The 21,407-nt window shown below is 72.8% G+C and carries 21 protein-coding genes, 2 rRNA genes and 1 riboswitch; of the genes, 16 read left to right on the forward strand and 7 right to left on the reverse strand.

Going from position 1 to position 21,407, the window contains the following annotated elements; genetic code table 11:
• Positions 1-83 (forward strand): 23S ribosomal RNA (locus HF577_RS13895); the annotation flags it as partial.
• A 117-nt stretch (positions 84-200) separates the two neighbouring features.
• Positions 201-317, forward strand: a 5S ribosomal RNA gene (rrf, locus tag HF577_RS13900).
• A 67-nt stretch (positions 318-384) separates the two neighbouring features.
• Here the strand turns inward: rrf and HF577_RS13905 are convergent.
• On the reverse strand, positions 385-696 hold the full coding sequence (locus tag HF577_RS13905) for a DUF3040 domain-containing protein (protein ID WP_281359754.1): 312 nt from the start codon (positions 694-696) through the stop codon (positions 385-387).
• A 75-nt stretch (positions 697-771) separates the two neighbouring features.
• Here HF577_RS13905 and HF577_RS13910 point away from each other — a divergent pair, with 75 nt between their 5' ends.
• Complete coding sequence (locus HF577_RS13910) at positions 772-1,548, forward strand: alpha/beta fold hydrolase (RefSeq protein WP_246266342.1); 777 nt, start codon at positions 772-774, stop codon at positions 1,546-1,548.
• A gap of 32 nt (positions 1,549-1,580) precedes the next feature.
• Here HF577_RS13910 and HF577_RS13915 read toward each other — a convergent pair whose 3' ends face one another.
• Entirely contained in the window at positions 1,581-2,498 is a 918-nt protein-coding gene (locus HF577_RS13915; protein ID WP_169396254.1) for a substrate-binding domain-containing protein, read from the reverse strand.
• A gap of 38 nt (positions 2,499-2,536) precedes the next feature.
• Between HF577_RS13915 and HF577_RS13920 the strand changes: the two genes are divergently transcribed.
• The 7 genes from HF577_RS13920 to HF577_RS13950 all read left to right on the forward strand — a co-directional run bounded on the left by HF577_RS13920 (position 2,537) and on the right by HF577_RS13950 (position 9,387).
• Positions 2,537-3,364 carry a substrate-binding domain-containing protein gene (locus HF577_RS13920; RefSeq protein WP_169396255.1) on the forward strand — a complete coding sequence of 276 codons (828 nt, stop codon included), beginning with the start codon at positions 2,537-2,539 and terminating at the stop codon, positions 3,362-3,364.
• The gene (locus HF577_RS13925) at positions 3,364-4,068 is read left to right on the forward strand and encodes an ABC transporter permease (protein WP_169396256.1); all 705 of its coding nucleotides are present in this window, start codon (positions 3,364-3,366) and stop codon (positions 4,066-4,068) included. The genes HF577_RS13920 and HF577_RS13925 overlap by 1 nt, the downstream gene beginning before the upstream one ends.
• A gap of 29 nt (positions 4,069-4,097) precedes the next feature.
• Positions 4,098-5,102, forward strand: coding sequence for an ABC transporter ATP-binding protein (locus HF577_RS13930; RefSeq protein ID WP_169396257.1), 1,005 nt, complete (start codon positions 4,098-4,100; stop codon positions 5,100-5,102).
• Between the two features lie 136 nt (positions 5,103-5,238).
• A complete protein-coding gene (locus tag HF577_RS13935) occupies positions 5,239-5,442 on the forward strand; it encodes a hypothetical protein (RefSeq protein ID WP_169396251.1) in 204 nt (67 codons plus the stop codon).
• 96 nt (positions 5,443-5,538) lie between these two features.
• Positions 5,539-6,306, forward strand: a complete 768-nt coding sequence (locus tag HF577_RS13940; RefSeq protein WP_169396258.1) for an SDR family NAD(P)-dependent oxidoreductase — start codon at positions 5,539-5,541, stop codon at positions 6,304-6,306.
• 15 nt (positions 6,307-6,321) lie between these two features.
• A complete protein-coding gene (locus HF577_RS13945) occupies positions 6,322-7,371 on the forward strand; it encodes a zinc-dependent alcohol dehydrogenase (protein ID WP_169396259.1) in 1,050 nt (349 codons plus the stop codon).
• Positions 7,372-7,590: 219 nt separating this feature from the next.
• Entirely contained in the window at positions 7,591-9,387 is a 1,797-nt protein-coding gene (locus HF577_RS13950) for a CocE/NonD family hydrolase (RefSeq protein WP_169396260.1), read from the forward strand.
• Here the strand turns inward: HF577_RS13950 and HF577_RS13955 are convergent.
• Both HF577_RS13955 and HF577_RS13960 read right to left on the reverse strand, forming a co-directional pair.
• Complete coding sequence (locus HF577_RS13955) at positions 9,346-10,626, reverse strand: RNA polymerase sigma factor (protein WP_169396261.1); 1,281 nt, start codon at positions 10,624-10,626, stop codon at positions 9,346-9,348. The two genes, HF577_RS13950 and HF577_RS13955, sit on opposite strands and share 42 nt — an antisense overlap.
• On the reverse strand, positions 10,627-10,995 hold the full coding sequence (locus HF577_RS13960) for a YciI family protein (RefSeq protein ID WP_169396262.1): 369 nt from the start codon (positions 10,993-10,995) through the stop codon (positions 10,627-10,629). It abuts the gene before it with no gap.
• 161 nt (positions 10,996-11,156) lie between these two features.
• Here HF577_RS13960 and HF577_RS13965 point away from each other — a divergent pair, with 161 nt between their 5' ends.
• Together HF577_RS13965 and HF577_RS13970 are read left to right on the forward strand one after the other, a co-directional pair.
• Positions 11,157-11,732, forward strand: coding sequence for a maleylpyruvate isomerase family mycothiol-dependent enzyme (locus HF577_RS13965; RefSeq protein ID WP_211174257.1), 576 nt, complete (start codon positions 11,157-11,159; stop codon positions 11,730-11,732).
• Positions 11,733-11,789: 57 nt separating this feature from the next.
• Positions 11,790-13,400, forward strand: a complete 1,611-nt coding sequence (locus HF577_RS13970) for a phytoene desaturase family protein (protein WP_169396264.1) — start codon at positions 11,790-11,792, stop codon at positions 13,398-13,400.
• A 13-nt stretch (positions 13,401-13,413) separates the two neighbouring features.
• Here the strand turns inward: HF577_RS13970 and HF577_RS13975 are convergent, their stop codons facing one another.
• Positions 13,414-15,120 carry a hypothetical protein gene (locus tag HF577_RS13975; protein ID WP_169396252.1) on the reverse strand — a complete coding sequence of 569 codons (1,707 nt, stop codon included), beginning with the start codon at positions 15,118-15,120 and terminating at the stop codon, positions 13,414-13,416.
• A gap of 485 nt (positions 15,121-15,605) precedes the next feature.
• On the opposite strand from HF577_RS13975, the gene HF577_RS13980 reads away from it, so the two are divergent.
• Positions 15,606-16,412, forward strand: a complete 807-nt coding sequence (locus tag HF577_RS13980) for an SDR family NAD(P)-dependent oxidoreductase (protein ID WP_169396265.1) — start codon at positions 15,606-15,608, stop codon at positions 16,410-16,412.
• Between the two features lie 41 nt (positions 16,413-16,453).
• On the opposite strand, the gene HF577_RS13985 is transcribed toward HF577_RS13980, so the two are convergent.
• Positions 16,454-17,437, reverse strand: coding sequence for a hypothetical protein (locus HF577_RS13985; RefSeq protein WP_169396266.1), 984 nt, complete (start codon positions 17,435-17,437; stop codon positions 16,454-16,456).
• A gap of 919 nt (positions 17,438-18,356) precedes the next feature.
• Here HF577_RS13985 and HF577_RS13990 point away from each other — a divergent pair.
• The 3 genes from HF577_RS13990 (at position 18,357) to HF577_RS14000 (ending at position 20,671) form a co-directional block, all read left to right on the forward strand.
• Positions 18,357-18,983: a TetR/AcrR family transcriptional regulator gene (locus tag HF577_RS13990; RefSeq protein ID WP_169396267.1), complete on the forward strand. Its 627-nt coding sequence runs from the start codon at positions 18,357-18,359 to the stop codon at positions 18,981-18,983.
• Between the two features lie 184 nt (positions 18,984-19,167).
• The gene (locus HF577_RS13995) at positions 19,168-19,491 is read left to right on the forward strand and encodes an MmoB/DmpM family protein (RefSeq protein WP_169396268.1); all 324 of its coding nucleotides are present in this window, start codon (positions 19,168-19,170) and stop codon (positions 19,489-19,491) included.
• A 190-nt stretch (positions 19,492-19,681) separates the two neighbouring features.
• The gene (locus HF577_RS14000) at positions 19,682-20,671 is read left to right on the forward strand and encodes an NAD-dependent epimerase/dehydratase family protein (protein WP_169396269.1); all 990 of its coding nucleotides are present in this window, start codon (positions 19,682-19,684) and stop codon (positions 20,669-20,671) included.
• Here HF577_RS14000 and HF577_RS14005 read toward each other — a convergent pair.
• A complete protein-coding gene (locus HF577_RS14005; protein ID WP_169396270.1) occupies positions 20,601-21,032 on the reverse strand; it encodes a PPOX class F420-dependent oxidoreductase in 432 nt (143 codons plus the stop codon). The two genes, HF577_RS14000 and HF577_RS14005, sit on opposite strands and share 71 nt — an antisense overlap.
• Positions 21,033-21,262: 230 nt before the next feature.
• A riboswitch (SAM riboswitch) is annotated at positions 21,263-21,356 on the forward strand.
• Positions 21,357-21,407: the final 51 nt, after the last annotated feature.

Genomic DNA, 21,407 nt, shown 5'->3' on the forward strand with positions numbered 1-21,407 from the left:
AGACCACTGGGTTGATAGGCCAGAGATGGAAGCCCTGTGAGGGGTGGAGTTGACTGGTACTAATAGGCCGAGGGCTTGTTCATGACGAGTTGTTTGCATCCACTGTGCGACCCTGAACACACAAACACATGTGTGGTCGGGGTGCGTGATTCTCGCATCCACTGTGTCCCCCTGGTGGGGGGCGATAATTTGATAGTGTTGTCGGTGGTTTTGGCGGAGGGGAAACGCCCGGTCCCATCCCGAACCCGGAAGCTAAGCCCTCCAGCGCCGATGGTACTGCACTCGTTAGGGTGTGGGAGAGTAGGTCGCCGCCGACATCAAACTGTTTGTGGGCCCCCGCCGTCTGGCGGGGGCCCACTTTTTTGTGCATTTGTGACCGGCTGTTCATCGGGGCCGGCGGGTGCGGCGCCGCACAGCCCTCACCCCGAGCACGACGATCAGGGTCAACGCCACGGCCGCCAGACCGACCATCCCGGCGACGAGGACGGCCAGCACGACGAGGGCGGCGGCCCCCATCACGACCTGCCGCATCTCCGGCCGACGTGGCTGTTCGCCCGAGGTGTCGGGGCCGGTCGGGCCGTCCCTCAAGGCTTGGGCCAACCGTGGGTCGTCGTCGCTGAGCCGGCGGGCGAGCTCATCGAGCCGCATCCGCTCGATCGCGGTCAGAGGGCGGCCATGAGGCGAATCTGGGAGCATGCCCGGGAGTACCCCCGGAACGGCCGGACTCACGTGTGGGCAGTCGGATCAGGGGACGGCGGAAGGGTGAGTGCGATGACCGTCGAGACGTTTCCGGCCCGGCCGTGGCAGCGGCTCGGCCGCACGGCCCGTCTGCTCGGTCGGTCGCTGGGTCCGGCCATGGGCCTCTCCACGCCCGCGCTGCTGCGCCACCCGGTGTGGACCACCCGCACCGCGGACGGCAATGGCACCGGGGTGCTCGTCATCCCGGGGTTCGGCGGCGTGGACGCGAGCATGGCGGTGATGCGCCACTGGTTCCGGCGCCGCGGTTACGTACCCGTCCGGGCGCGCCTAGGGATGAACCTTGGCTGCACGGACGTGCTGGTGGCCCGGCTGGAGCGCCGCGCAGAGGAGCTCGCCGGGAGAACCGGCGGACCGGTGGTGCTGGTCGGGCACAGCCGCGGCGGGATGCTCGGCAGGCTCGTGGCGGTGCGGCGCCCGGACATCGTGTCCGGGCTCGCGATGTTCGGCAGCCCGGTGCTCGACCCCCTCGACGCGCGCGGCCTGGCGAGGCAGATCCTGCGGGTGCTGCTGCGGCTGTCCGCGTTCGGGGTGCGTGGCCTGCTCGACCAGGACTGCCTCACCGGCAGCTGCCGCGACGCCACCGCAGGCGGACTCGCCGCACCGCTGCAGGTGCCGGCAGTGGCCATCTACTCGCGGGAGGACGGCGTGGTGGGCTGGCGCTCGTGTCAGGACCCGGAGGCCGAGTGGGTGGAGGTGAGCAGCAGCCACACCGGGATGGGCACCGATCCCGCGCTCTACACCGCGCTCGCCACCCGGCTGCCCCGCTGGGTGGCCGTCCGGCGGCGGTGATCAGGGCCGGTGTTGATCAGGGGCGGCGGTGGTCAGGGACCGAGCTCGTGCACCGTCCCCGAGTCGGTGGCGTCGTACCCGCCCAGCTCGGTGATCATCGTGCGGACGGCCGTGTCGTGGAGAGCCGCCAGGAGCGGCGCGGCCGCGTCCAGCGCGGCCCCGCCGAGGACGACGTCGTAGTCCTCCGCCACGAGCGGTACGAAATCCAGGTCCAGGTCGCGGGCCACCGAACGGACGCCGAGCCCGGCGTCCACCACGCCGGACGCGACGAAGAGCGCCGTCTCGAGGTGCGACCCGGTTTCCGGGCCCGCCACGGCGTCGGGATTCAGGTCGGCGGAGAGCAGCAGCCGGTCGAACAGCACACGGGTGCCCGAGCCGTGCCGGCGCTTGGCCACCCGCAGGCCCGCGAGGTCGGCGGCCGTCCGCAGCCCGTGCGGGTTGCCGGGCGGGACGAGGAGACCCTGTTCCCGGCGCCAGAGGTGGATCAGGTGCGGCCGCCACCCGCGTAGCAGCCCGCGTGCGTACGGGGCGTTGTAGACGCCGGAGTGGTGCAGCAGGTGCACCGCGGCGCCGTCGGCCCGGCCCTGGCGAACGGCGCGCAGGCCCCCGAAGCTGCCCTCGGCCCCGACGGGCTGGACCGCCCGCCCGAGACTGCGGGTGACGGCGTCGAGTGCGGGGTCGTCGCTGCCGGCCAGCCGGAAGACCAGCTCGGCGTGGAGGAACCGGCGGGCGGCCACCAGGCCGTCGGGCGCGACCCGGGCCCGCCTGCGGTCGGAGGTGACGATCACCCCGGCGTCGGCCAGTGCGCGCTGCGCCCGGCTCACGGTGGACGCCGTGGTGCTGAACCGAGACGCCAGCTCGCGTATCCCCGGCAGCTCGCTACCCGCGGGGAGCTCCCCGGCGCGGATCCGCCCGGCCAGCTCGCTACAGATCTCGCGGTATCGGGTCACGAGGATTCACCCTATTCTTCCGGACTGTGCTATCCCAGTTGCGATCAGTTCTGGCCGTACTCGCGTTGCTCCTGCTGGCGGCGTGCGGTGGTCCTGCGGCGGCGCCCTCGGCGGAACGATCGCTGATCCTGGCCACCACCACCAGCACCCAGGACTCCGGCCTCCTCGACGATCTTCTCCCGGCGTTCACGGCCGACACCGGGTGGCAGGTGAAGACGGTCGCGGTCGGCAGCGGCCAGGCGATCGAGCTGGGTCGCCGCGGCGAGGCCGACGTGCTGCTGGTGCACTCGCCTGCTGCCGAGCAGCAGTTCGTCGCCGAGGGATCGGCCGGGCGGCGGCTGCTCGTCATGCACAACGACTTCGTGCTGCTCGGCCCGGCGGCCGATCCGGCTGGCATCAAGGGCGCGACCGCCGCCGACGCCATGAAGCGGATCGCGGAGGCGGGCGCCGTGTTCGTCTCGCGCGGTGACGACTCCGGCACGGCCGCGCGGGAGAAGGCGCTCTGGACGCAGGCCGGGGTGACCCCGGGAGGCGCCTGGTACCAGGAGACCGGCCAGGGCATGGGCGCGACGTTGCGGGTGGCCGCGGAGAAGTCCGGTTACACGCTGTCGGACCGGGCCACGTACCTCAGCCAGCCCGACGGGTTGACGCTGCTCAGCGAGGGCGACCCTGGGTTGTTGAACGTCTACCACGTGATCGAGATGACCACGAAGGCCGGCGACCGGGTCCAGCCCGAGGCCGCGGCCGCGTTCGCCGACTGGATCACCGGTCCTGCTGCGCAGCAGCGCATCGGGGAGTTCGGCCGTGCGCAGTACGGTCAGCAGCTGTTCGTGCCCGACGCGGGCAAGCCCGAACCGGTGCCCTGATGGACGTACTGGTCGACGGGTTCGTACAGGCCGTCCGGCTGCTGCTGGGAGGGGACCCCGCCACCTGGGCGATCACCGCCCTGACCCTGCGGATCTCACTGACCGCCACGCTGATCGCCGCCCTCGTCGGGGTGCCCGTCGGCGCCGCGGTGGCGCTCACGGCGTTCCGGGGCCGGAGGGTGGTGCTGGCCGCGGCCAACACGGGGATGGGGATGCCGCCCGTCGTCGTCGGGCTGTTCGTCACGGTGCTGCTGTGGCGCAGCGGGCCGCTCGGGGCGTTCGGGTTGCTCTACACGCCCACGGCCATGATCATCGCGCAGGCGGCGATCGCCACGCCGATCGTCGTGGCCCTCGTGGCGACGGCGGTGCAGCAGGTGGACCCCGACTTCATGGTGCAGATGCAGGGGCTCGGCGCGGGTCGGCTCCGGGCGTTGGCGGCGCTGCTCGCCGAGGCGCGCCTGCCGCTGCTGGCGGCCGCGATGGCCGCGTTCGGCGCGGTGGTCAGCGAGGTCGGGGCGGCGCAGATGGTGGGTGGCAACCTGGCCGGGCAGACCCGGGTCCTGACCACCGCGGCGGTGCTCGCCACCAGCCGCGGCGAGTTCGCGCTGGCCATCGCGTTCGGGCTGATCCTGCTGGTGATCGCGTTCGCGGTGAACCTGGTGCTCACGCTGGCGGGACAGCACCGCTCGGTCCCCGCCCGATGACGTCCCGGATCGGGTGCCAGGACCTGCGGGTGACGGTTCGCGGTCGCGAACTGCTGCACGTCGACCGGCTCGACGTCGCCCCCGGGGCGGCGCTCGCCGTGCTGGGACCGAACGGCGCCGGGAAGTCGACGTTGTTGCGGGCGCTCGCTCGGCTGGGCCGCTACGGCGTCACCGGCGACGTGCTGCTCGACGGACATCCCGCAGACCCCCGGGAGCTGCGCCGTGCCGTGGCGGCGGTGCTGCAGCGCCCGATCCTGCGCCGCGGCACGGTGCGTGCCAACGCCGCGGCCGGGCTGCGGCTGCGCGGCGTCGGCCGGGCCGAGTCCGCCCGGCGGTCCGCGCCGTGGCTCGACGCGCTCGGCGTCGGTCACCTGGGCGACCGTGACGCCCGCACGCTGTCGGGCGGAGAGGCCCAGCGCGTGGCGCTGGCCCGCGCGCTGGCCGTCTCACCGCGGGTGCTGCTGCTCGACGAGCCCTTCGCCGGGCTGGACGCCACCACCCGCACCGACCTGCTCGCCGACCTGCGGGCCGTGCTCGACGGCCTCGACACCGCCACCGTGCTCGTCACGCACGACCGGCACGAGGCACGGGCGCTGGCCGCCGAGACCGCGCTGCTCGTGGCGGGCCGGATCCGTCAGCTCGGGCCCACCGCCCACGTGCTCGACCACCCTGCCGACGCCGCGTGCGCCCGGCTCGTCGGCTACAGCAACGTGCTCCCGCCCGCGGTCACCGGCCGGCCGGGGCTGCTGGCCGCCCGGCCGGAGACGTGCCGGGTGTCGACGGACCGGTACCTCGTCAGCGGTCTCGCCGTCCGTGGCACGGTGCGCCGGATCGTGCCGCTCGGCGGGGGCACCCGGGTGGACGTCGACACGCCGGCAGGCACGTTGGCCTGCCTCGGTCCGGGCGGGGACGGGCTCGAGCCAGGTCGGGCCGTCGTGGTGACGGTGGCCGAGACGGACGTCCGGGCGCTCGAAACCGACGACCTGGCGCCCGCGACACGCGGGGATCCGGCCAGTGTGGGCCGCTCAGGGTAAGGTCGGTACGTCAGGTCGGGCGTGTGCCGCACGTGCGCGCCCCGTTGCAGATCGCCGCCTGACGCACGGTCCCGCCGGCCGCACCCGTTCTCGTTCCGGGCCACGCCGGCGTGACGACTGAGGGAGTCACGGACACATGAGCTGGACCGGAAACCCTTCCCACGCCGACGAGAACGGCCGCTTCGCCGCCGCCCAGGCCGCCCAGGCCGTAGTGCACGACCTTGCCAACCGCCGCGCCGCGCGGGTGGTCGCCGGCCGGTCCGTCGACGCCGTCGACTGCGCCGAGATGCTGGCCATGCTCGGTCTCGACGCCACCGGGGAGCGCGCCGCCGCGCAGTAGCAGTACCACTGATATCCGACCGAGCGGTCCTGTCCGCGAGCCGACTCCGCAGACAGGACCGCCTGGTTCCCCTCCGTGCATGGCAGGCTCCGCCCCGTGCATGTACTGGACAGCTTTCGCCTCACCGGGAGAACGGCACTGGTCACAGGCGGCAACCGCGGGCTGGGTAAGGCGTTCACGCACGCCCTCGCTCAGGCGGGCGCCCGGGTGGCCTTCGTCGCCCGCGACGAGGAGCGCAACGCGACCGCGGTGGCGGACCTAGCGGACGAGGACGTCGAAGTCCTTGCGATCACCGGGGACATCACGGTGGCCGCCGACGTCGAGCGCGCGGTGCGGACCACCGTCGAGACGCTGGGCGGCCTCGACATCCTGGTCAACAACGCGGGCGCGTGCTTCCACAATGCGTCGTGGGACGTCTCCGACGATGAATGGGACGCGGTTTTCGATTTGAACGTCCGGGCGCTGTGGAAATGCAGCCGCGCGGCGGGACGACACATGGCGGACCATGGTGGCGGCGCGATCGTCAACGTCGGGTCGATGTCCGGGCTGGTCGTCAACCGCCCGCAGTGGCAGCCCGCGTACAACGCCTCCAAGGCGGCGGTCCACCAGCTCACGAAGTCGCTCGCGGCGGAGTGGGCCCCGTACGGCATCCGCGTCAACGCGGTGGCGCCCGGCTACGTCAAGACCGAGATGTCCCCGGTCGACCGGCCGGAGCTGCGGCGGTACTGGATCGAGGACGCTCCCCAGCAGCGCTGTGCCGAGCCGGAGGAGATCGCACCCAGCGTGGTGTTCCTGGCGAGTGACGCCGCGTCCTTCATGACCGGATCGGTGCTCGTGGTGGATGGCGGGTACACCGCCTTCTGAGCCACTGGAGGAGCGATGGGCACCATGCGCCAGATCGTCGTGCACTCGGCAGAGGACATCCGGCTGGAGGAGGTGCCGCGACCGGGCCCACCGGGTCCGGGTGAGGTACGGGTGGCCTCGGCCCTGGTCGGGATCTGTGGCAGCGACACGCACGCCGCCGCCGGTCACCATCCCTTCATCGAGCGCCCCTACCGCCCGGGGCACGAGGTGGTCGGCGAGGTCGAGGAGGTCGGTGCCGGCGTGTCCGACCTGGCCGCGGGCGACCGTGTCGTGCTCGAGCCGAGCCTCGTGTGCGGGAAGTGCCGCCGGTGCCGCGAGGGCCGCTACAACATCTGCGAGAAGCTGGCGGTGGTCGGATGCCAGACCGCGGGCGGCATGGCGGACGCGTTCACGGTGCCGCGCGACCGGCTGCACCGGGTGCCGGAGGGCATGTCCGACGAGCTCGCCGCGCTGGTCGAGCCACTCGCGACGCCGGTGCACGCCGTGCGGCTCGCGGGCGTGGGACCGGGCAGCCGGGTGGCCGTGCTCGGTGCCGGGCCGATCGGGCTGCTGGTGCTCGTCGCCGCCCGGCACGCCGGAGCCGAGGTCGTGCTGGTCACCGACGTCATGGGGGAGAAGCTGGACCGGGCCCGACGGCTCGGCGCCGACGAGGTGCTCCTCGCGAACGCCCCCGACCTCGTCGAACGCGCCGCCGTCGTGCTGGAGGGAGCGGATGTCGTCTTCGACTGCGTGGCCAGGGAGAGCTCCATGGCCCAGGCGGTGGAACTGGTGGCGAAGGGGGGCACGGTCGTGGTGGTCGGTGTGGCGGCAGGCCCCACCGTGGTGCCCCTGCACGTCGTTCAGGACCGGGAGATCAGCGTGCTCGGGAGCCTGATGTACGTGCGGGAGGACGTCGAGCGGGCCATCGAGCTGCTGGCGTCCGGTGCCGTGACGGCAGGTGAGCTCGTCACCGCGATCTTCCCCGTCGAGCAGGCAGCGGAGGCCTTCGCGGCGGCATCGGATCCGCAGCAGGTGAAGGTGCTGGTGTCCCTCGAGAAGGATTCGCCAGTGGCGACGACGACATGATTGCCGGCAGAGGCGCCGAAACCGACACGGACCGGTCGAACAGGATTGTATTTCTGGTGGGAGTTCAGTTTTGTTGGTGGCCCGCCTGACGACGTCATCTGCGTGACGGACCCCGTTCTCGGGTTCGGTGGCGGTCGTCGTTTCCGGTAACCGCTCGGCACGGCATGCCGTCGGATAAGCGTTACCGATTCGGCGGCACGCGGTGCCAGGATTGCGGCCATGGTCCTCGACCCGAACCGTCGGCTGCAGTCTTTGTACGTCCCGGTCGGCGATGGCGTACGACTTGCTGTCGACGTCTGGCTACCGGTCGAGCGGGTCGCCGCCGGCGAGGCAGTCGGTGCAGTTGTCCGGACCACCCGCTACCACCGCGCGGAGGAGCCCACTCGCGTCGGTCCCGAGTTCGATGCCAACTGGGCGGAGGGCGAGCTGTGGAACGCCGCTGGGTTCGCGTTTGTCGTGGCCGACGTCCGCGGCACAGGCGCGTCGTTCGGGGTACGGACCAGCGAGCTCGGTGAACGCGAGATCGCCGACTTCGGAGAGCTGATCGACTGGGTGGCGGCTCGGCCGTGGTCGAACGGCCGGGTCGGTGTCTACGGCACGTCCTACGAAGGCCAGGCCGCCGAGCTGGTCGCACGGCTCCGCAACCCGCACCTGGTTGCTGTCGCAGCATTGTTCAGCCCGAACGACCCGTACCGCCAACTCTTCTATCCGGGCGGGGCCGCCACTGCGGGCCGGTTCGCACGGTGGATGTGCGAGAGCCAGCTCAAGGACGGCGTGATCGGGGCTCGCGAGCGACTGGGCGAGATGCAGGGGCTGCCCGCGGAGTCGATCGAACTTCCGACGCCGGTCAAACCGGTCGACGGTCCGGACGGCCGGACTCTGTTGGCCGAGGCGGTCGCGGAGCATCAGTCGAACACCGACGTGCACGAGCTGATGGACCAGGTGCCGTTCCATGACGACCGGGTGGAAGGGCTCGACTGGGCGATCACCACACCGGCTGCCGCTTACGAGGCGATCGCCTCGACCGGCGTCCCCCTGTTGGTGCGGGTCGGCTGGGTCGACGGCGCCTTCGTCACCGGTGCTCTGACACGGTTCGCCACCCTGCCCAACCATCAGACGGTCGAGATCGGGCCTTGGGGACACGGCGGTCGCACGTACGCCGACACTCTGCTGCCCGTCGATCCGCTGGACGAAAGTGATCTCACCAGCCCCGAGGGCCAGGATCGCCGCCTGGTGGAGTTCTTCGCGCGATACCTCAGAGCGGACTCGGCGCCGCCGGTGGGAAGCGGCACGCTGACGTACAGCACGCTCGGCACGGATCAGTGGCGAACCGTAGACGCCTGGCCGCCCGAGAATCTTGACGTACGCCGGCTGTATCCAGGTACGGCCGGTGAACTGGCGGACGATGCGGGGTCCGAGTCGACCGTGCGGTACGCCATCGATCCCGGCTCGTCGACCGGTCCCACCAATCGATGGCTTGCGGGCGAGATCGGCCAGGGTGCGGCCTACCCGGATCGACGGGGCGCCGACGAGACGCTGCTGACTTTCACCTCCGCACCGCTCTCGGCCGACTTCCACCTTCTCGGCTTCCCAGTGGTGAGGCTCCACCTGGCGACGAGTGGGATCGACGGCGTGGTCTACGTCTACCTGGAGGACGTCGGTCCTGATGGTTCAGTGACCTACCTGACCGAGGGCTGCCTGCGGTTCCTCCAGCGTGCGACGGCCGGGCCGGCCGAGCCCACGGGGCTCGGCGTGCCCCGCAGCTTCGCCCGCGCCGACCGTCTCCCGGTCAAACCTGGAGAGAACCTCGACCTGGTCGTCGAGCTTCTGCCGGTGTCCGCATTGCTCCGTTCCGGTCACCGGATCCGGATCGCGATTGCCGGTAACGACGCCTCTTGTTTCTCCTACTACGGCTCGCCGGGCGAGACCTTCACCCTCACGCTGGGCGAATCCACGTACCTGGACCTTCCCGTCCTACGCCGGCGGGCCGGCGTCGTCCGCGAGCTCGCGGGGTGATCTTTCCCCCAAGCGTGCGCAGGCGTCGTCCAGGAAGCGGCGTTCGGCCTGGTTGCCGGCCAGTTGCCGCGCCCGCCGGTAGGCGACGACGGCCTCGGCGACCCGGTCCTGGCGTCGCAGCAGGTCACCGCGCGCCGCGTGGAAGAGCCGGTAGCGTTCCAGGCCCCGGATCCCGTCGAGCAGCTCCAGGCCGCGCTGCGGGCCCTCGACCATGGCGACGGCCACCGCCCGGTTGAGCGCCACCACCGGCGACGGGTGCCGTGCGCTCAGCTCGTCGTAGAGCGCGACGATCTGGGGCCAGTCGGTCTCGGCCGCCCTCGAGGACGCGGCGTGCACCGCGGCGATGGCCGCCTGCAGCTGGTACGGCCCGGGGCGGCCACGGCGCAGTGCCGTCTCGACCAGCGCGAGACCCTCGTCGATCTCGGCGCGGTCCCACCGGCTGCGGTCCTGGTCGTCGAGCAGCACGAGCTGGCCGTCCGGGCCGGTCCGCGACTCCCGCCGCGAGTCCTGCAGCAGCATCAGCGCCACGAGCCCGAGTGCCTCCGGTTCGTCGGGCATCAGTGCGGCCAGCATCTTGCCCAGCCGGATCGCCTCGGCCGCGAGCCCCGGCCGGAGCAGGTCGTCGCCCGTGGAGGCGAGGTAGCCCTCGGTGAAGACGAGGTAGATGACGGCGAGCGCGGCGGCCAGCCGGTCGGGGAGCGCCGCATCGTCCGGCACGGCGAAGCGGATGCCGGCGTCGCGGATCTTGCGCTTGGCCCGCACCAGGCGCTGGGCCATCGTCGCCTCGCCGACGAGGAACGCCCGCGCGATCTGGGCCGCGGTCAGGCCGGCGACGGCCTGCAGGGTGAGCGCCACCCGCGCCTCCGGTCCCAGCGCCGGGTGGCAGCAGGTGAACAGCAGGCTCAGCCGATCGTCGCCCACGCGAGCGAGGCCGTCCGGCAGCTCGTCCACGGCGCTCACCTCGTCCCCGGCCGCCCGCGCGACCTGCTCGTACTTGACGGCGCCCACGTCGGCGCGGCGGACGCGGTCCAGCGCGGCCCGGCGCGCCACGGTCACCAGCCACGCCACGGGATCGCGCGGCGCGCCGTCAACGGGCCACCGGCGGAGGGCGGTGAGCGCGGCGTCGGACAGCGCGTCCTCGGCGAGCTCGAAGTCGCCGAGTCCCCGGATCAGCGCGGCGAGCACGCGCGCCCGTTCGGTGCGGAAGACCCGGTCGAGAACGGCCTCGGCCTCTGACACCTACCCGGACACCTGCGGGGCCATGGGCTGCAGCTCCAGGATGGGCCGCACCTCGACCGAGCCCTCCGCCGCCATCGGGCAGCGGGCGGCGTAGCGGAGGGCCTCGTCGAGATCGGCGCAGTCGAGGATGAAGTACCCGCCCAGGTGCTCGGCCGTCTCGGCGAAGGGGCCGTCGGTCAGCAACGTCTCGCCGTCGCGCACCCGCACGGTCGTCGCGCTCTCCGTGGTGTGCAGAGGGTCGGCCGCCAGCAGCACGCCGTCCTCCGCGCACCGGCGCGTGAAGGCGCGAACGGCCGCGATCTTGTCGGCATGGGCCTCGGTGCCCCAGTCGGGGCGTTCACAGCCGTAGATCAACAACATGTAGCGCATCGCAACCTCCCGTGAGCGTCGCGGTCCACCGGACGGTAGCCCCAACCCGAGGACGATCGGCGTCCCGGGAAATCGACACGCCACCCGTGTCGATTCCGGTCTCTCCCGTTCGTCCTCGGAGCTGTCGGTTCCCCCCACCCCGAGGAGCAACGGTGAACATCATGGACCGCTACACGCGCGCCCAGGACGGCTTCGACCGGATCGTGGCCGCGCTGGCGCCCGAGCGCTGGGACGATCCGTCGGCCTGCGTCGACTGGAGTGCCCGTGACGTGCTCGGCCACGTCGTCTGGGGTCAGGAGCTCGTCCGGCACCAGGCCACCGGGCAGCAGTTCGCGTCCCGGGTCGGGGCGCCCGGTGCGCCGAACCCGGGGCAGCTGATCGGCGCCGACCCGCTCGGCACCTGGCGTGCGGCTCGGGCCGCCGCCGACGCCGTGCTGACACCGGCCGCGCTCGCCCGCGTCGTCTCGACGCGGGCGTTCGGCGAGCTGCCCCTCGAGGGCTTCCTGGTGGCGCTGACCACCGACTTCCTGGCCCACACCTGGGACATCGGCCACCCCGCCGGGCTCGAGGTCCGGCTGGACCCCGACCTGGTGCCCGGGTGCTTCGCCTGGTCGCGGCAGTTCGACATGCGGCTGCCCGGCGGGATCGGTCCCGAGCTCACCCCGGCGCCCGATGCGGACGAGCAGACGCGCTTCCTCGCCTACCTCGGCCGGGACGCGTCGGCGCTCGTCGCCTGAGGGGGCACGCCGGCTCCTGAGGTGCCGCCGGGAGCGCGGCGACCGATAGTGGGGTGCATGCCCACCCTCGTCGCCGACGCCGTCGTGATCGGCGGCGGCCATCACGGGCTGGTCGCCGCAGCCGTGCTGGCCGATGCCGGCTGGGACGTGTGCGTGCTGGAGTCCGCCGACGTGGTCGGCGGGGCCATCCGCTCCGCCGAGCTACACCCGGGCTTCACCGCCGACCTCTTCAGCGCGTTCTACCCGCTCTCGGCGGCGTCGCCGGTGCTGCGGGCGCTGGAGCTGGAGCGGCACGGGCTGCGGTGGGCCCACGCCCCGACCGTGCTGGCCCACCCGCCGCGCCCCGACGGTGCGCCCGCCGCGGTTCTGCACCGGGACCGGGCGCGGACGGCGGCGGGTCTGGCCGAGCACCACCCCGGAGACGGGGAGGCGTGGCTGCGCCTGTGCAGCCAGTGGGACGCGGTCGGTGAGCCGGTCCTGCGGACCCTGTTCACCGCCTTCCCGCCCGTGCGCGGCCCGGTGCAGCTGCTGCGCCGGATCGGTACGGCGGAGGCGCTGCGGCTGGCCCGGTTCCTGGCGTTGCCTGCCGGGCGCATGGGGGAGGAGCTCTTCGCGTCCGAGGCGGCCCGGCTGCTGCTCGCGGGCAACGCCGTACACGGCGACACACCGCCGGACGCCACGGTGAGCGGCGTGTTCGGCTGGCTGCTCGCGATGCTGGGTCAGCAGTACGGGTTCCCGGTACCCGTCGGCGGTTCGGGTGAGCTGGCCGCGGCGCTCGGCCGCCGGGCCGCGGCGGCCGGTGCCGACGTGCGCACCGGCGAGCACGTCGAGCGCATCGAGGTGCGGGGCGGGCGAGTGGCGGCCGTGCACACCGCGACCGGCCTGACCGTGCGCGTGCGCCGGGCGGTGATCGCCGACGTGGCCGCCCCCGCCCTGTACCGCGACCTGCTGGCCCCCGAGGTGCTGCCGCGGCGGCTGCACACCGACCTCGAGCGGTTCGTCTGGGACACCCCGGTCGTGAAGGTCAACTGGGCGCTCGCCGGGCCGATCCCGTGGCGGTCGCCCGGCGTCGCCGGAGCCGGGACCGTCCACGTCGGAGCGGACGGCCGCGGCCTGGCCCGATGGTCGGCCGACATCGAGACGGGCACGCTCCCACGTTCGCCGTTCCTGCTGCTGGGGCAGATGACGACCGCCGACCCGTCCCGCTCGCCGGCGGGCACCGAGAGCGCGTGGGCCTACACCCACCTCCCGCGGGGCGTCACCGACGACGGCTCGGACGACGACCTCGCCGGCCGGGTGGATGCGGTGCTGGAGGAGTTCGCGCCGGGGTTCGGCGACCGCGTGCTCGGCCGGACCGTGCAGGGGCCGCGCGACCTGCAGGCCGCCGACCCGAACCTCGTGGCCGGGGCGGTCAACGGCGGCACCGCGCAGCTGTTCCAACAGCTGGTGTTCCGTCCGGTGCCGGGACTGGGCCGGTCCGAGACGGTGATCGGTGGTCTCTACCTGGGCAGTGCGTCGGCCCACCCCGGCGGCGGGGTGCACGGCGTCTGCGGCTGGCTGGCGGCCAGGGCCGCGCTCGGCGAGCACGGGGCGTTCGGAGGGCTGAGGCGGCGCGTGACCTCCGCGGCGCTGGAGTTGCTCTACCGGGACCCTCCGGGGCGGACGTAGCGCAGAGGCCGTCTCAGCCCCGGCCCAGTACCTCGCCCAGCACAGAACCGACGGAGCCGCGGGAGTCCGAGCCATCGGAATCACGCGACCCGGAATCACGCGACCCGGAGCCGCCGGAGCGGTCGTCGGAGCGGGAGCCCTGCGAGTCGGAGTCGCCCCGGTCGGAGTCGGAGTCCCGGTCGTCGGCGTCTCCGTCGGAGTCGGTGTCCCCGGAGTCGTCGGAGTCGTCGGAGTCGTCGTCTCTGAGGAGGCCGAGTCCCGAGCCGAGGTCGAGGCCGGAGTCGCGGGAGCCGGAGTCCCTGGAGTCGAAGTCACGGGAGCCGGAGTCCCTGGAGTCGGAGTCGGCGGCGGAGCGTCCGGACTCCTCTGCGTCCTGCGAGTGCCCGGCACCGGTCAGTGAGCCGAGCGTCCCGGCCACACTGTCCACGGTCTCCTCGACGACATCGGCCGCCTCGCCCACGACCCCAGTCCCGACCTGGTCGACCGTGCTCACGACGGCCGCCGCGGCGTCCTCGACCGTCCCGGCGGGATCGCTCGTGTCGACCGTCACCCGGGGGACGGTCAGCTCGGGCAGCCTCGCGTCCGGCAGGGCGACCGTGGCCCTGCCGAGCTGCACGTCGGGCGTGACCAGCGTCGTCTCCGACACCGCGACCTCGGGCACGGCGACGCGCGCGCCCCCGCGGGAGAGCGTGGCACCCCCCTCCGAGAGGGTGACGTCGGGCAGTGCGACCTCGGCAGGGGCGAGCCGCAGCGGCCCCGCCTGCACCTCGGAGACCGTGACGTCGGGGGTGGCCAGCGCGGTGCCGGAGACCGCGATCCCGGCCTCCCCGTTCCCGCCGGCGATCACGAGGTCCGGGCTCCTGACCTGCGCCGGTGACACCCCGACCCCCGGCGTGCGGACCGCGTCGCCCGGCACGCCCGGCACGGGGGCACCCGGGACGTCGATCCCGGGTATCCCGACACCGGGCGTACCGAGGCCGGGGCCGGGCACCACCACGCCGGGCCCTCCGCCCGGTGCGCCCTCGGTGCCGCCGCCGACCGGCAGGGTGACGGGCCCGATGCCGATACCCGGGAGGGCACCCGCCCCGGCGGGTTCGACCGGCGTCCCCGGACCGGTGCCGGGGGCGGTCGAGCCGGGCCCGGCGGCGTCGAGCCCCGCGGCCAGGGCCGGTAAACCCGCCGCCGGTGGGGCCAGGCTCACCTCGAACGGGTCGGCGGCGGTCGCGCCGCCGGTGCCCCGGCTGCCGAAGACCCCGGAGCCGGCAGCGGGGGACGCGAGGGCCGGGCCGGTGGGCGACCGGAACAGCTCCGTCACGGAGAACGCGAGGTTGCGCGGCGCGTCGCCCCGGTTCGCCTGAGCGCCGCCCCCCGCTGGGCCGTCGAGGCCGGGGGCGTCGCCTCCGATGCCCAGTTGCATTCCCTCGCCCGGACTGCGGACCACGTTCTCCACCACGGCGGTCGCGAACATCGCGCCTGCGGCGAAGAGGGCACCGGCGGCGGCGGTCGCCTTGCGGACGTTGCGCCGCGGCGGCAGGGGCGGTTCCTCCGGCGGCCGGGCGTGGCCGCGCGGCCGCAGCGGACGGTCCACCGCGTGCGGGGCCCGCCCTTCGCGGCGCAGGAGGCTCCCCACCGAGATCGCGCCGGGCGCCCCGTAGTCCACCCCAGGGGGAGGTCCGTGCCACTCGCCGCAACGGATGATCAGTTCGTCGACGGAGACCATGTTCGAGGATCCGAGATGGTGTCCTGTCGGACGGGCGGGCGGTTCCACGTAGCGGGCCTCTCCAGGTCGGTCGAGCTGGGGCTTTCATTCGTTCTGGGGTGGGGTTCGCTTTCCTACCCGCGTTCGTCACGTCCCTGCTAGGTGTCGTTCGTCCGCTCGTCGCGTCTCACCTGAACAGCGGAGATGCCCGCTTGTCGCTCCTGTTCGACCGTTCACCGTCAAGGTTGCAGTGCGAGTGCGCCGAGCGTCCGTGCTGAGCAGGCCGGACGGAGTAGAGCGCGGTGCCGGTGCGCCGGATCGGCGCGTGAGGGGCCCCCGCACGCGATGGCCCAGCGTGACGCCCGGTCAGGGCCATCCGTGCGACCTCGGGCGGCCGCTGCGCATGTCAGCACGGTCGGGCTCGGCGCCAGAGGACGCGCCGTAGGGCGCCCCGGAAGTGCCCATGTGAGTGATCGGCGGTGATCGCCCTGTCGTATGGTGCGGCCATGCCGACAGCGCTCGTCACCGGTGCGAGTCGTGGACTCGGCGCCGCTTTCGCCCAGCGGCTCGCCCGCGACGGCTTCGATCTCGTCCTCGTCGCGCGTGACAACGTCGGGCTGCAGCGGGTGGCGGGAGAGGCAGCGCGTCTCGGCATCAAGGTCGAGGTGCTCGCGGCCGACCTCGCGGACGCCGCCGAGCGGGCCGCCGTGGAACGCAGGATCGCCGACCGCGCCCGCCCCGTCGATCTCCTGGTCAACAACGCGAGCTACGAGTGCGGCGTCGACTTCCGGATGGCTGATCCGGAACCCCTGCAGACGGAGATCGACGTCAACGTCACCGCGGTGATGATCCTGACCCATGCCGCGCTCCCGGGAATGATCGAGCGCGGCCGGGGCTCGGTGATCAACGTCGCCAGCTTCGCCGGCTACCTCTCGGCCTCGGGCTCGGCCCACTCCGCCACCAAGGCCTGGATGATCGCCTTCACCGACACGGTCGAGGCGTCGCTGGCCGGCACCGGCGTCCGCATGATCGCGCTCGTGCCGGGGCGGCTGCGCACGGGCAAGCACCGTGAGCTGGAGCCGACCGGCACGTCGATGATGTGGCTGGAGCCCGACGCCGTGGTGGATGCCTGCATCGCCGATCTCGCTCGTGGGCGCACGGTCTGCACGCCGGGGCTGCTCTACAACGCGGTGGTCCGGACGCTCGAGACTCCCCGGCGCACCCTGCGCACGCTGGCGCGCCTCACCGGTCATCGCCGCGGGCAGATGCGCCAGCCGGTGCCGGGACCCCGGCCGGAGATCACGAGCAGCTGAGGCACCGCCGGCTCGGCGTCTCCCGCCGAGCGCCGTGGCCGTCAGTGTCGGCCGAGCAGTCGGCCCACGGCGGATCCGACCGACCGGGCGGCGTCGCGTGCGCTCTTCTTGTTCTCGTTCCGCTCACTCGCGCGGCGCTGCGCCGTCGCGTCCGTCTCCGGTGTCCGCTCGGCTACGTCGACGTCCGGCAGGACCGACCGGATCTCGCTGAGCCGCATGTCGGGTGCGGCGGCGGTGGTCCCGACGACGCCACCCCCGGAGATCCGCACGTCGGGGAGCCTGACCCGGGTGGGGGAGAGCCGCACCGCACCGCCGGTCAGGTCCGCCAGGCCGGAGGCCTCGACCTTCGGCGCGACCACCGCGCCGTCGGAGACCGCGACGTCGAGTCCGCCGTCCCGGTTGCGGGCGACGTTGAGACGCGGCGGGGTCACCCGTCCCTCGGACACGGCGACCCCCGGCGTCCGGACGGTGCCGCCGCCCGGAAGGTTCAGAACGCGCCGGGGCACCTCGATGGCGGGCACCTGGAACTCGGGCGTGGCGACGGTCAGGACGGACGGCCCGGCCGGTGGCTCCGCGGCCGGCGAGGTGGCGATGTCCAGAAGGCCTGGTACGGCGGCGGTGGCCCCGGCGGGCAGTGGCGACCGGTCGAGCGGCGTCTTGTCGAGTTCCGGTACCGCGACGAGGCCGGCTCCCCTGTCGTTCGGTGCGCCGAACGCGTCCCGGCCGATCTGCGTCCCGGATGCCGGCGGCCCGTACTCGATCGCGGCCGTCGTGGCCGGGGTGAAGAGCTGCGCCACCGCGGTGAGGGTGATCTGCTGGCCCGAGCGGCCCGGTTGGGGGCTCCGCGTCCGGTCCAGAGTGCCGCTGCCGGTGCGCGGGCCGGGGTCCGAGGCGAAGTCGACCGCTCCGCGGGGGGTCCGGACGGTGTCCACCACCGTGCCGCTGAAGACCGCGCCCGCGGCGAACAGGGCACCCGCGGCGGCGGCCGCCTTCCGGGCGCTGCGTCGTGGCGGTCCGGGAGACACGACTGCGGGGCGGGAGTGCCCGCGGGGGGTGAGCGGCCGGTCGGCAGCATGGGGCCCGCGCCCCTCTCTCCGTAACAGGGCTGCGACCGAGATCATCGTGCTGGGCCCGTAGTCCACGATCGGCCGAGGCGGGTGCGCCGGGTCGAAGCAGCGGACAACCAGCTCGGCGACCGAGACCGTGTTCGGCGACGCATGTCGATGTCCGGACGGCCGGGGACGCAGTTCCACGGAGTCAGGGCCTTTCGCAGGGGTGGATGTTCATGGGGGCGGGATCGTCTTCCTACCCGCGTTCGTCGGGCCCCGGCTAGGGGTTGGCAGGTCGTTCCTCGCGCCTCACCTGAATAGCTGAGGTGACCGCTCATCGTCGAAATGCCACCGTTCAACGGGAAAATCGGCCGATCTGTACGCCATTCGGCGGCTGCACCGGGCCGAACGGCGTAGCGCTCGACGCGTGAGCGATGACTACACGTAGTGATGAGGGCGATGCGGTCCGGATGGGGGATGACCCTGTGTCACTCCTGGTTAGGTCCGTCCGTGCACCCCCGATCGGGGGATGAAGTGGGGCAGCAGGACCCTGCCGGCCGCCTTCCCGCTCACCGACGGAGAGCGCCACGTGTCCGGTGAACCCACTGAACGATACGAAACGTATCGATTAGGGAACCGTGCTCGCCCGGCGTGATGGACGGGGTGATCGCGGTGAGATCCGCGTTTCGGCCCAGCGGGGGGCGAAGACGCAGGTCTCGGAATGATCATGGTGGCAGGGAGGCCACGCGGCGCGTGTCGGCGGACCCACCACGACCGCGGGCGCGCCACGCGCCGGTCCGGGTCGCGGCGGACCTGCGCTCGAGCGGCGGGCGCACCCCGGTGGCTCGACCCTCGATCGAGGGAGGGTCGGTTATAGTCCGCGAAAGCAGATCCGGTGCGCCGCGAGGAGGGCACGATCACGACCGGCAGCGAGCGGGAAGGGCGTGCTGGTCGCCGACGGAGCCAGGAGTCGCACCACGCGATCCTCGCCGCCACACGTGAGCTCCTCGAGGAGGTCGGCTACTTCCGGCTGACGGTGGAGGGCGTGGCGGCCAGGGCCGGCGTGGGGAAGACCACCGTCTACCGGTGGTGGCCGTCGAAGAGTGCGCTCGTCCTCGAGGCCGTCGATGCCGGTGCGGCGGTGCAGCCGCAGCCCACCGGCGACATCCGCGCCGATGCCCGCGCCGCCATGGAGGCGATGCGCCTGGACCTGCGGGCCCCGCTGGCCACCACGCTCCTCGCGCTCGCCGGTGATCTCCTGCAGGACTCCGCGGGCACCGCCGGTCCGGTGGACCTGTTCCAGGCCGGCCGGGAGGCCTTCGAGAAGATGATCGAGGGCGCCACCGAGCGCGGTGAACTGCCCGCCGACATCGACGCCGGGCTCCTCCAGGACATCTACGCCGGCACGCTTCTCTACCGCGTGCTGTGCCGCCGGTCGACCGAGCACGTCGTCGACCGGCTGCTCGGTCTCCTCCTCGACGGCGAGCTTCCCCGGCGCGTCCCGGAGACCGGATCCGTCTGAACTCGCGCCGGGTCATTTCCTGGCGGGTGGACGACGTTGCACGTGCCGATTCTTCCGCCTATCGTCACGGTTCCGGGCCGAAAATGGGCTCGGCACCCCAGCCCCCGGTGAATTGCCAGATCAGTGATCTCTGGAAGTGGGGGCGATTCCTGTGCCGGTACCTGCCGCACGTCCAGGGCTCGTCATGGCGCCCGATCTGGTCGACCTCGTCCTGCGCGCCGCCGGCGGCCTGGTCGACCATGTGCTCTGCGCGATCCGCGACGACAACGCCGACGTCGAGCTGCAGGTCGTCGACCATGGCGATCATGTGCAGATCTTGGCGCCCGGGATGCTGCGGGTGAACGCAGCCACCCTCACATGGCACGCCGGGCGCCCCTTCGGGACCGCGGAACTGCGGTCGATGATCGTGTTCTGCCGGGGCACGCTCGACCTCGGCGACGACCGTATGACGGTGATTTCGGAGAGTCGCCGAACGATGTCGCGCGAACGGTTTTCGCTCCGTTCCTGAGATTGTGGTGTCCTGATGCCGGAGTGCGGTTGCGGAAAGTGAATTTCCCATCCGCTGCTCGGGTGGCCGAAGCCTGAACGGCTGATTGTCGAGCGCGTCTGCGCCGACACGCCGGCATCCCCGACACGGCACCGGCGTCCGGTGGCTTCTGCCGACCACGCCGCGGCCGGGGGCTTCTGGAGGCCAGACGATGAAGATCGTGGTGACCGGTGGGGCGGGCTTCGTCGGAGCGAACCTCTGCCGCCTGCTGGCCAGGCAGGCCGACGTGGAGGTCGTCGTGGTCGACGATCTCAGCTCCGGGCGGCTCGAGCACCTCCACGGGGTGCCCGTCGACGTCCGGGTGGCGTCGATCCTCCACCGGGACGCGTTGCGCCGGGCGTGCGACGGGGCGTCGTCGATCGTCCATCTCGCGGCCGCGGTGCCCGACGCGGACGGTGCCGTGTGGCACTGCCACGACGTCAACGTGACGGGCACGCTCGCGGTCCTCGACGTCGCCAGGGACGTCGACGCCCAGGTGGTTCTCGCGTCCTCCAGCTCGGTGTACGGGTACAACCCCACCCGGCCCAGGTCCGAGGACCTGCTCTGCCTCCCCGCCACTCCGTTCGCGGCCGGGAAGCTGGCGGCGGAGTCGTACGCGTTCGCCTACCGCTCCTGGTACGGGTTGCGGTGCACGGCGTTCCGCTTCTCCACGACCTACGGCCCGTGGCAGTACCCGGATCGAGCGCGGCCTGCCGTCGTACCGGCGCTCGTCGCCGCCGCGCTGCGGGGGGACCCGCTGGTCGTCCACGGCGACGGCGAGCAGAGGCGGGAGCTCACCTTCGTCGAGTCCGCCGTGGAGGTCCTCGCGCGCAGTGCGCTGCAGCGCTCCTCGGACGGAGCGGTGAACCTGGCGGTGGGCGCCCCCACCACGATCAACGAGCTCATCACGGTGCTGTCCGATCTGCTCGGCCGGCGCCTCGCCGTCGAGCACCGCGCGGCCCGCGCCGGGGAGGTCCGCCACTGCGAGTCGTCGGCAGCCCGGGTGCAGCGGTTGTTCCCCGGCGTCCGGAGGCTGCCGATCGAGGAGGGACTCGTCCGCACGATCGTCTGGATGGAGAGCCAGGCGGGGGTCAGCGGAGCTTCGCGCCGTACACCTTCTCGACCGTCATCGCCATCAGCACCCTGCGGTCGGAGACCATGACCGACCGGTACTCATCCCAGTTCGGGTGCTCGCCCGCGGCGTTGCGGTAGTAGTCCACCAGCGCCTGGACCTCGGCGCCGTCCGGGTCGGTGCCCGGACCGGTGAGGGTGACCGTGCCCTCGGCGGTGGCCCACGCCCAGCCGTCCGGGCTGGTGACCTCCAGCGCCGCCCGTGGGTCCCGGCGCAGGTTCGCGGTCTTGGCGCGCCCGTCGGTCATCGACACGTAGAGCACGCCGGCGTCCCGGTCGTAGAACGGCGTGACGGGGGAGAGCTGGGGGCGGCCGTCCGACTTGATCGTCGCGAGGACCCCGAGGCGGGCATCGGCGAGCAGCGTGTGCGGGTCGAATCGTCCGGTGGTCATGCTCGGCAAACCCGCCACCGGACGCGGGCTATTCCTGAACACGGGCAGCGTTGCACGTGATCAGCTGATCGCGGCGAGGTGGGCAGGGAGCGCGGCAACGTCGGCATCGTGACCGGCGTCCCGGTCGGACGCAAGACAAGAGGACGTCGATCACAACGGGGGCGCCTGCGGGGATTTCCGGCGCGTCACATCCTTGACACATCCATCGGGTGGTCGCCTACATTCATGGTCGTCCATCCAGAGCGGCCGAGAGACCTGGCTCGTCGAAGCCGCAGCAACCCGGTGCCTCACGGTGCCGGGTGCTAACGCCAGGATCGATGGGAGACATCGTGCGTCGATCGCACGCGCGGACCGCGGCCCTTCGCCTGTCGAAGT

This window comes from Pseudonocardia xinjiangensis, from assembly GCF_012911925.1.
Taxonomy (GTDB): domain Bacteria; phylum Actinomycetota; class Actinomycetes; order Mycobacteriales; family Pseudonocardiaceae; genus Pseudonocardia; species Pseudonocardia xinjiangensis.

What these genes read in the sequence shown, in the direction of transcription:
- HF577_RS13905 (WP_281359754.1), bottom strand. Translation starts at nt 696, where the DNA reads ATGCTCCCAGATTCGCCTCATGGCCGCCCTCTGACCGCGATCGAGCGG.
- HF577_RS13910 (WP_246266342.1), top strand. Translation starts at nt 772, where the DNA reads ATGACCGTCGAGACGTTTCCGGCCCGGCCGTGGCAGCGGCTCGGCCGC.
- HF577_RS13925 (WP_169396256.1), top strand. Translation starts at nt 3,364, where the DNA reads ATGGACGTACTGGTCGACGGGTTCGTACAGGCCGTCCGGCTGCTGCTG.
- HF577_RS13935 (WP_169396251.1), top strand. Translation starts at nt 5,239, where the DNA reads ATGAGCTGGACCGGAAACCCTTCCCACGCCGACGAGAACGGCCGCTTC.
- HF577_RS13945 (WP_169396259.1), top strand. Translation starts at nt 6,322, where the DNA reads ATGGGCACCATGCGCCAGATCGTCGTGCACTCGGCAGAGGACATCCGG.
- HF577_RS13950 (WP_169396260.1), top strand. Translation starts at nt 7,591, where the DNA reads ATGGTCCTCGACCCGAACCGTCGGCTGCAGTCTTTGTACGTCCCGGTC.
- HF577_RS13960 (WP_169396262.1), bottom strand. Translation starts at nt 10,995, where the DNA reads ATGCGCTACATGTTGTTGATCTACGGCTGTGAACGCCCCGACTGGGGC.
- HF577_RS13965 (WP_211174257.1), top strand. Translation starts at nt 11,157, where the DNA reads ATGGACCGCTACACGCGCGCCCAGGACGGCTTCGACCGGATCGTGGCC.
- HF577_RS13970 (WP_169396264.1), top strand. Translation starts at nt 11,790, where the DNA reads ATGCCCACCCTCGTCGCCGACGCCGTCGTGATCGGCGGCGGCCATCAC.
- HF577_RS13975 (WP_169396252.1), bottom strand. Translation starts at nt 15,120, where the DNA reads ATGGTCTCCGTCGACGAACTGATCATCCGTTGCGGCGAGTGGCACGGA.
- HF577_RS13980 (WP_169396265.1), top strand. Translation starts at nt 15,606, where the DNA reads ATGCCGACAGCGCTCGTCACCGGTGCGAGTCGTGGACTCGGCGCCGCT.
- HF577_RS13995 (WP_169396268.1), top strand. Translation starts at nt 19,168, where the DNA reads ATGGCGCCCGATCTGGTCGACCTCGTCCTGCGCGCCGCCGGCGGCCTG.
- HF577_RS14000 (WP_169396269.1), top strand. Translation starts at nt 19,682, where the DNA reads ATGAAGATCGTGGTGACCGGTGGGGCGGGCTTCGTCGGAGCGAACCTC.
- HF577_RS14005 (WP_169396270.1), bottom strand. Translation starts at nt 21,032, where the DNA reads ATGACCACCGGACGATTCGACCCGCACACGCTGCTCGCCGATGCCCGC.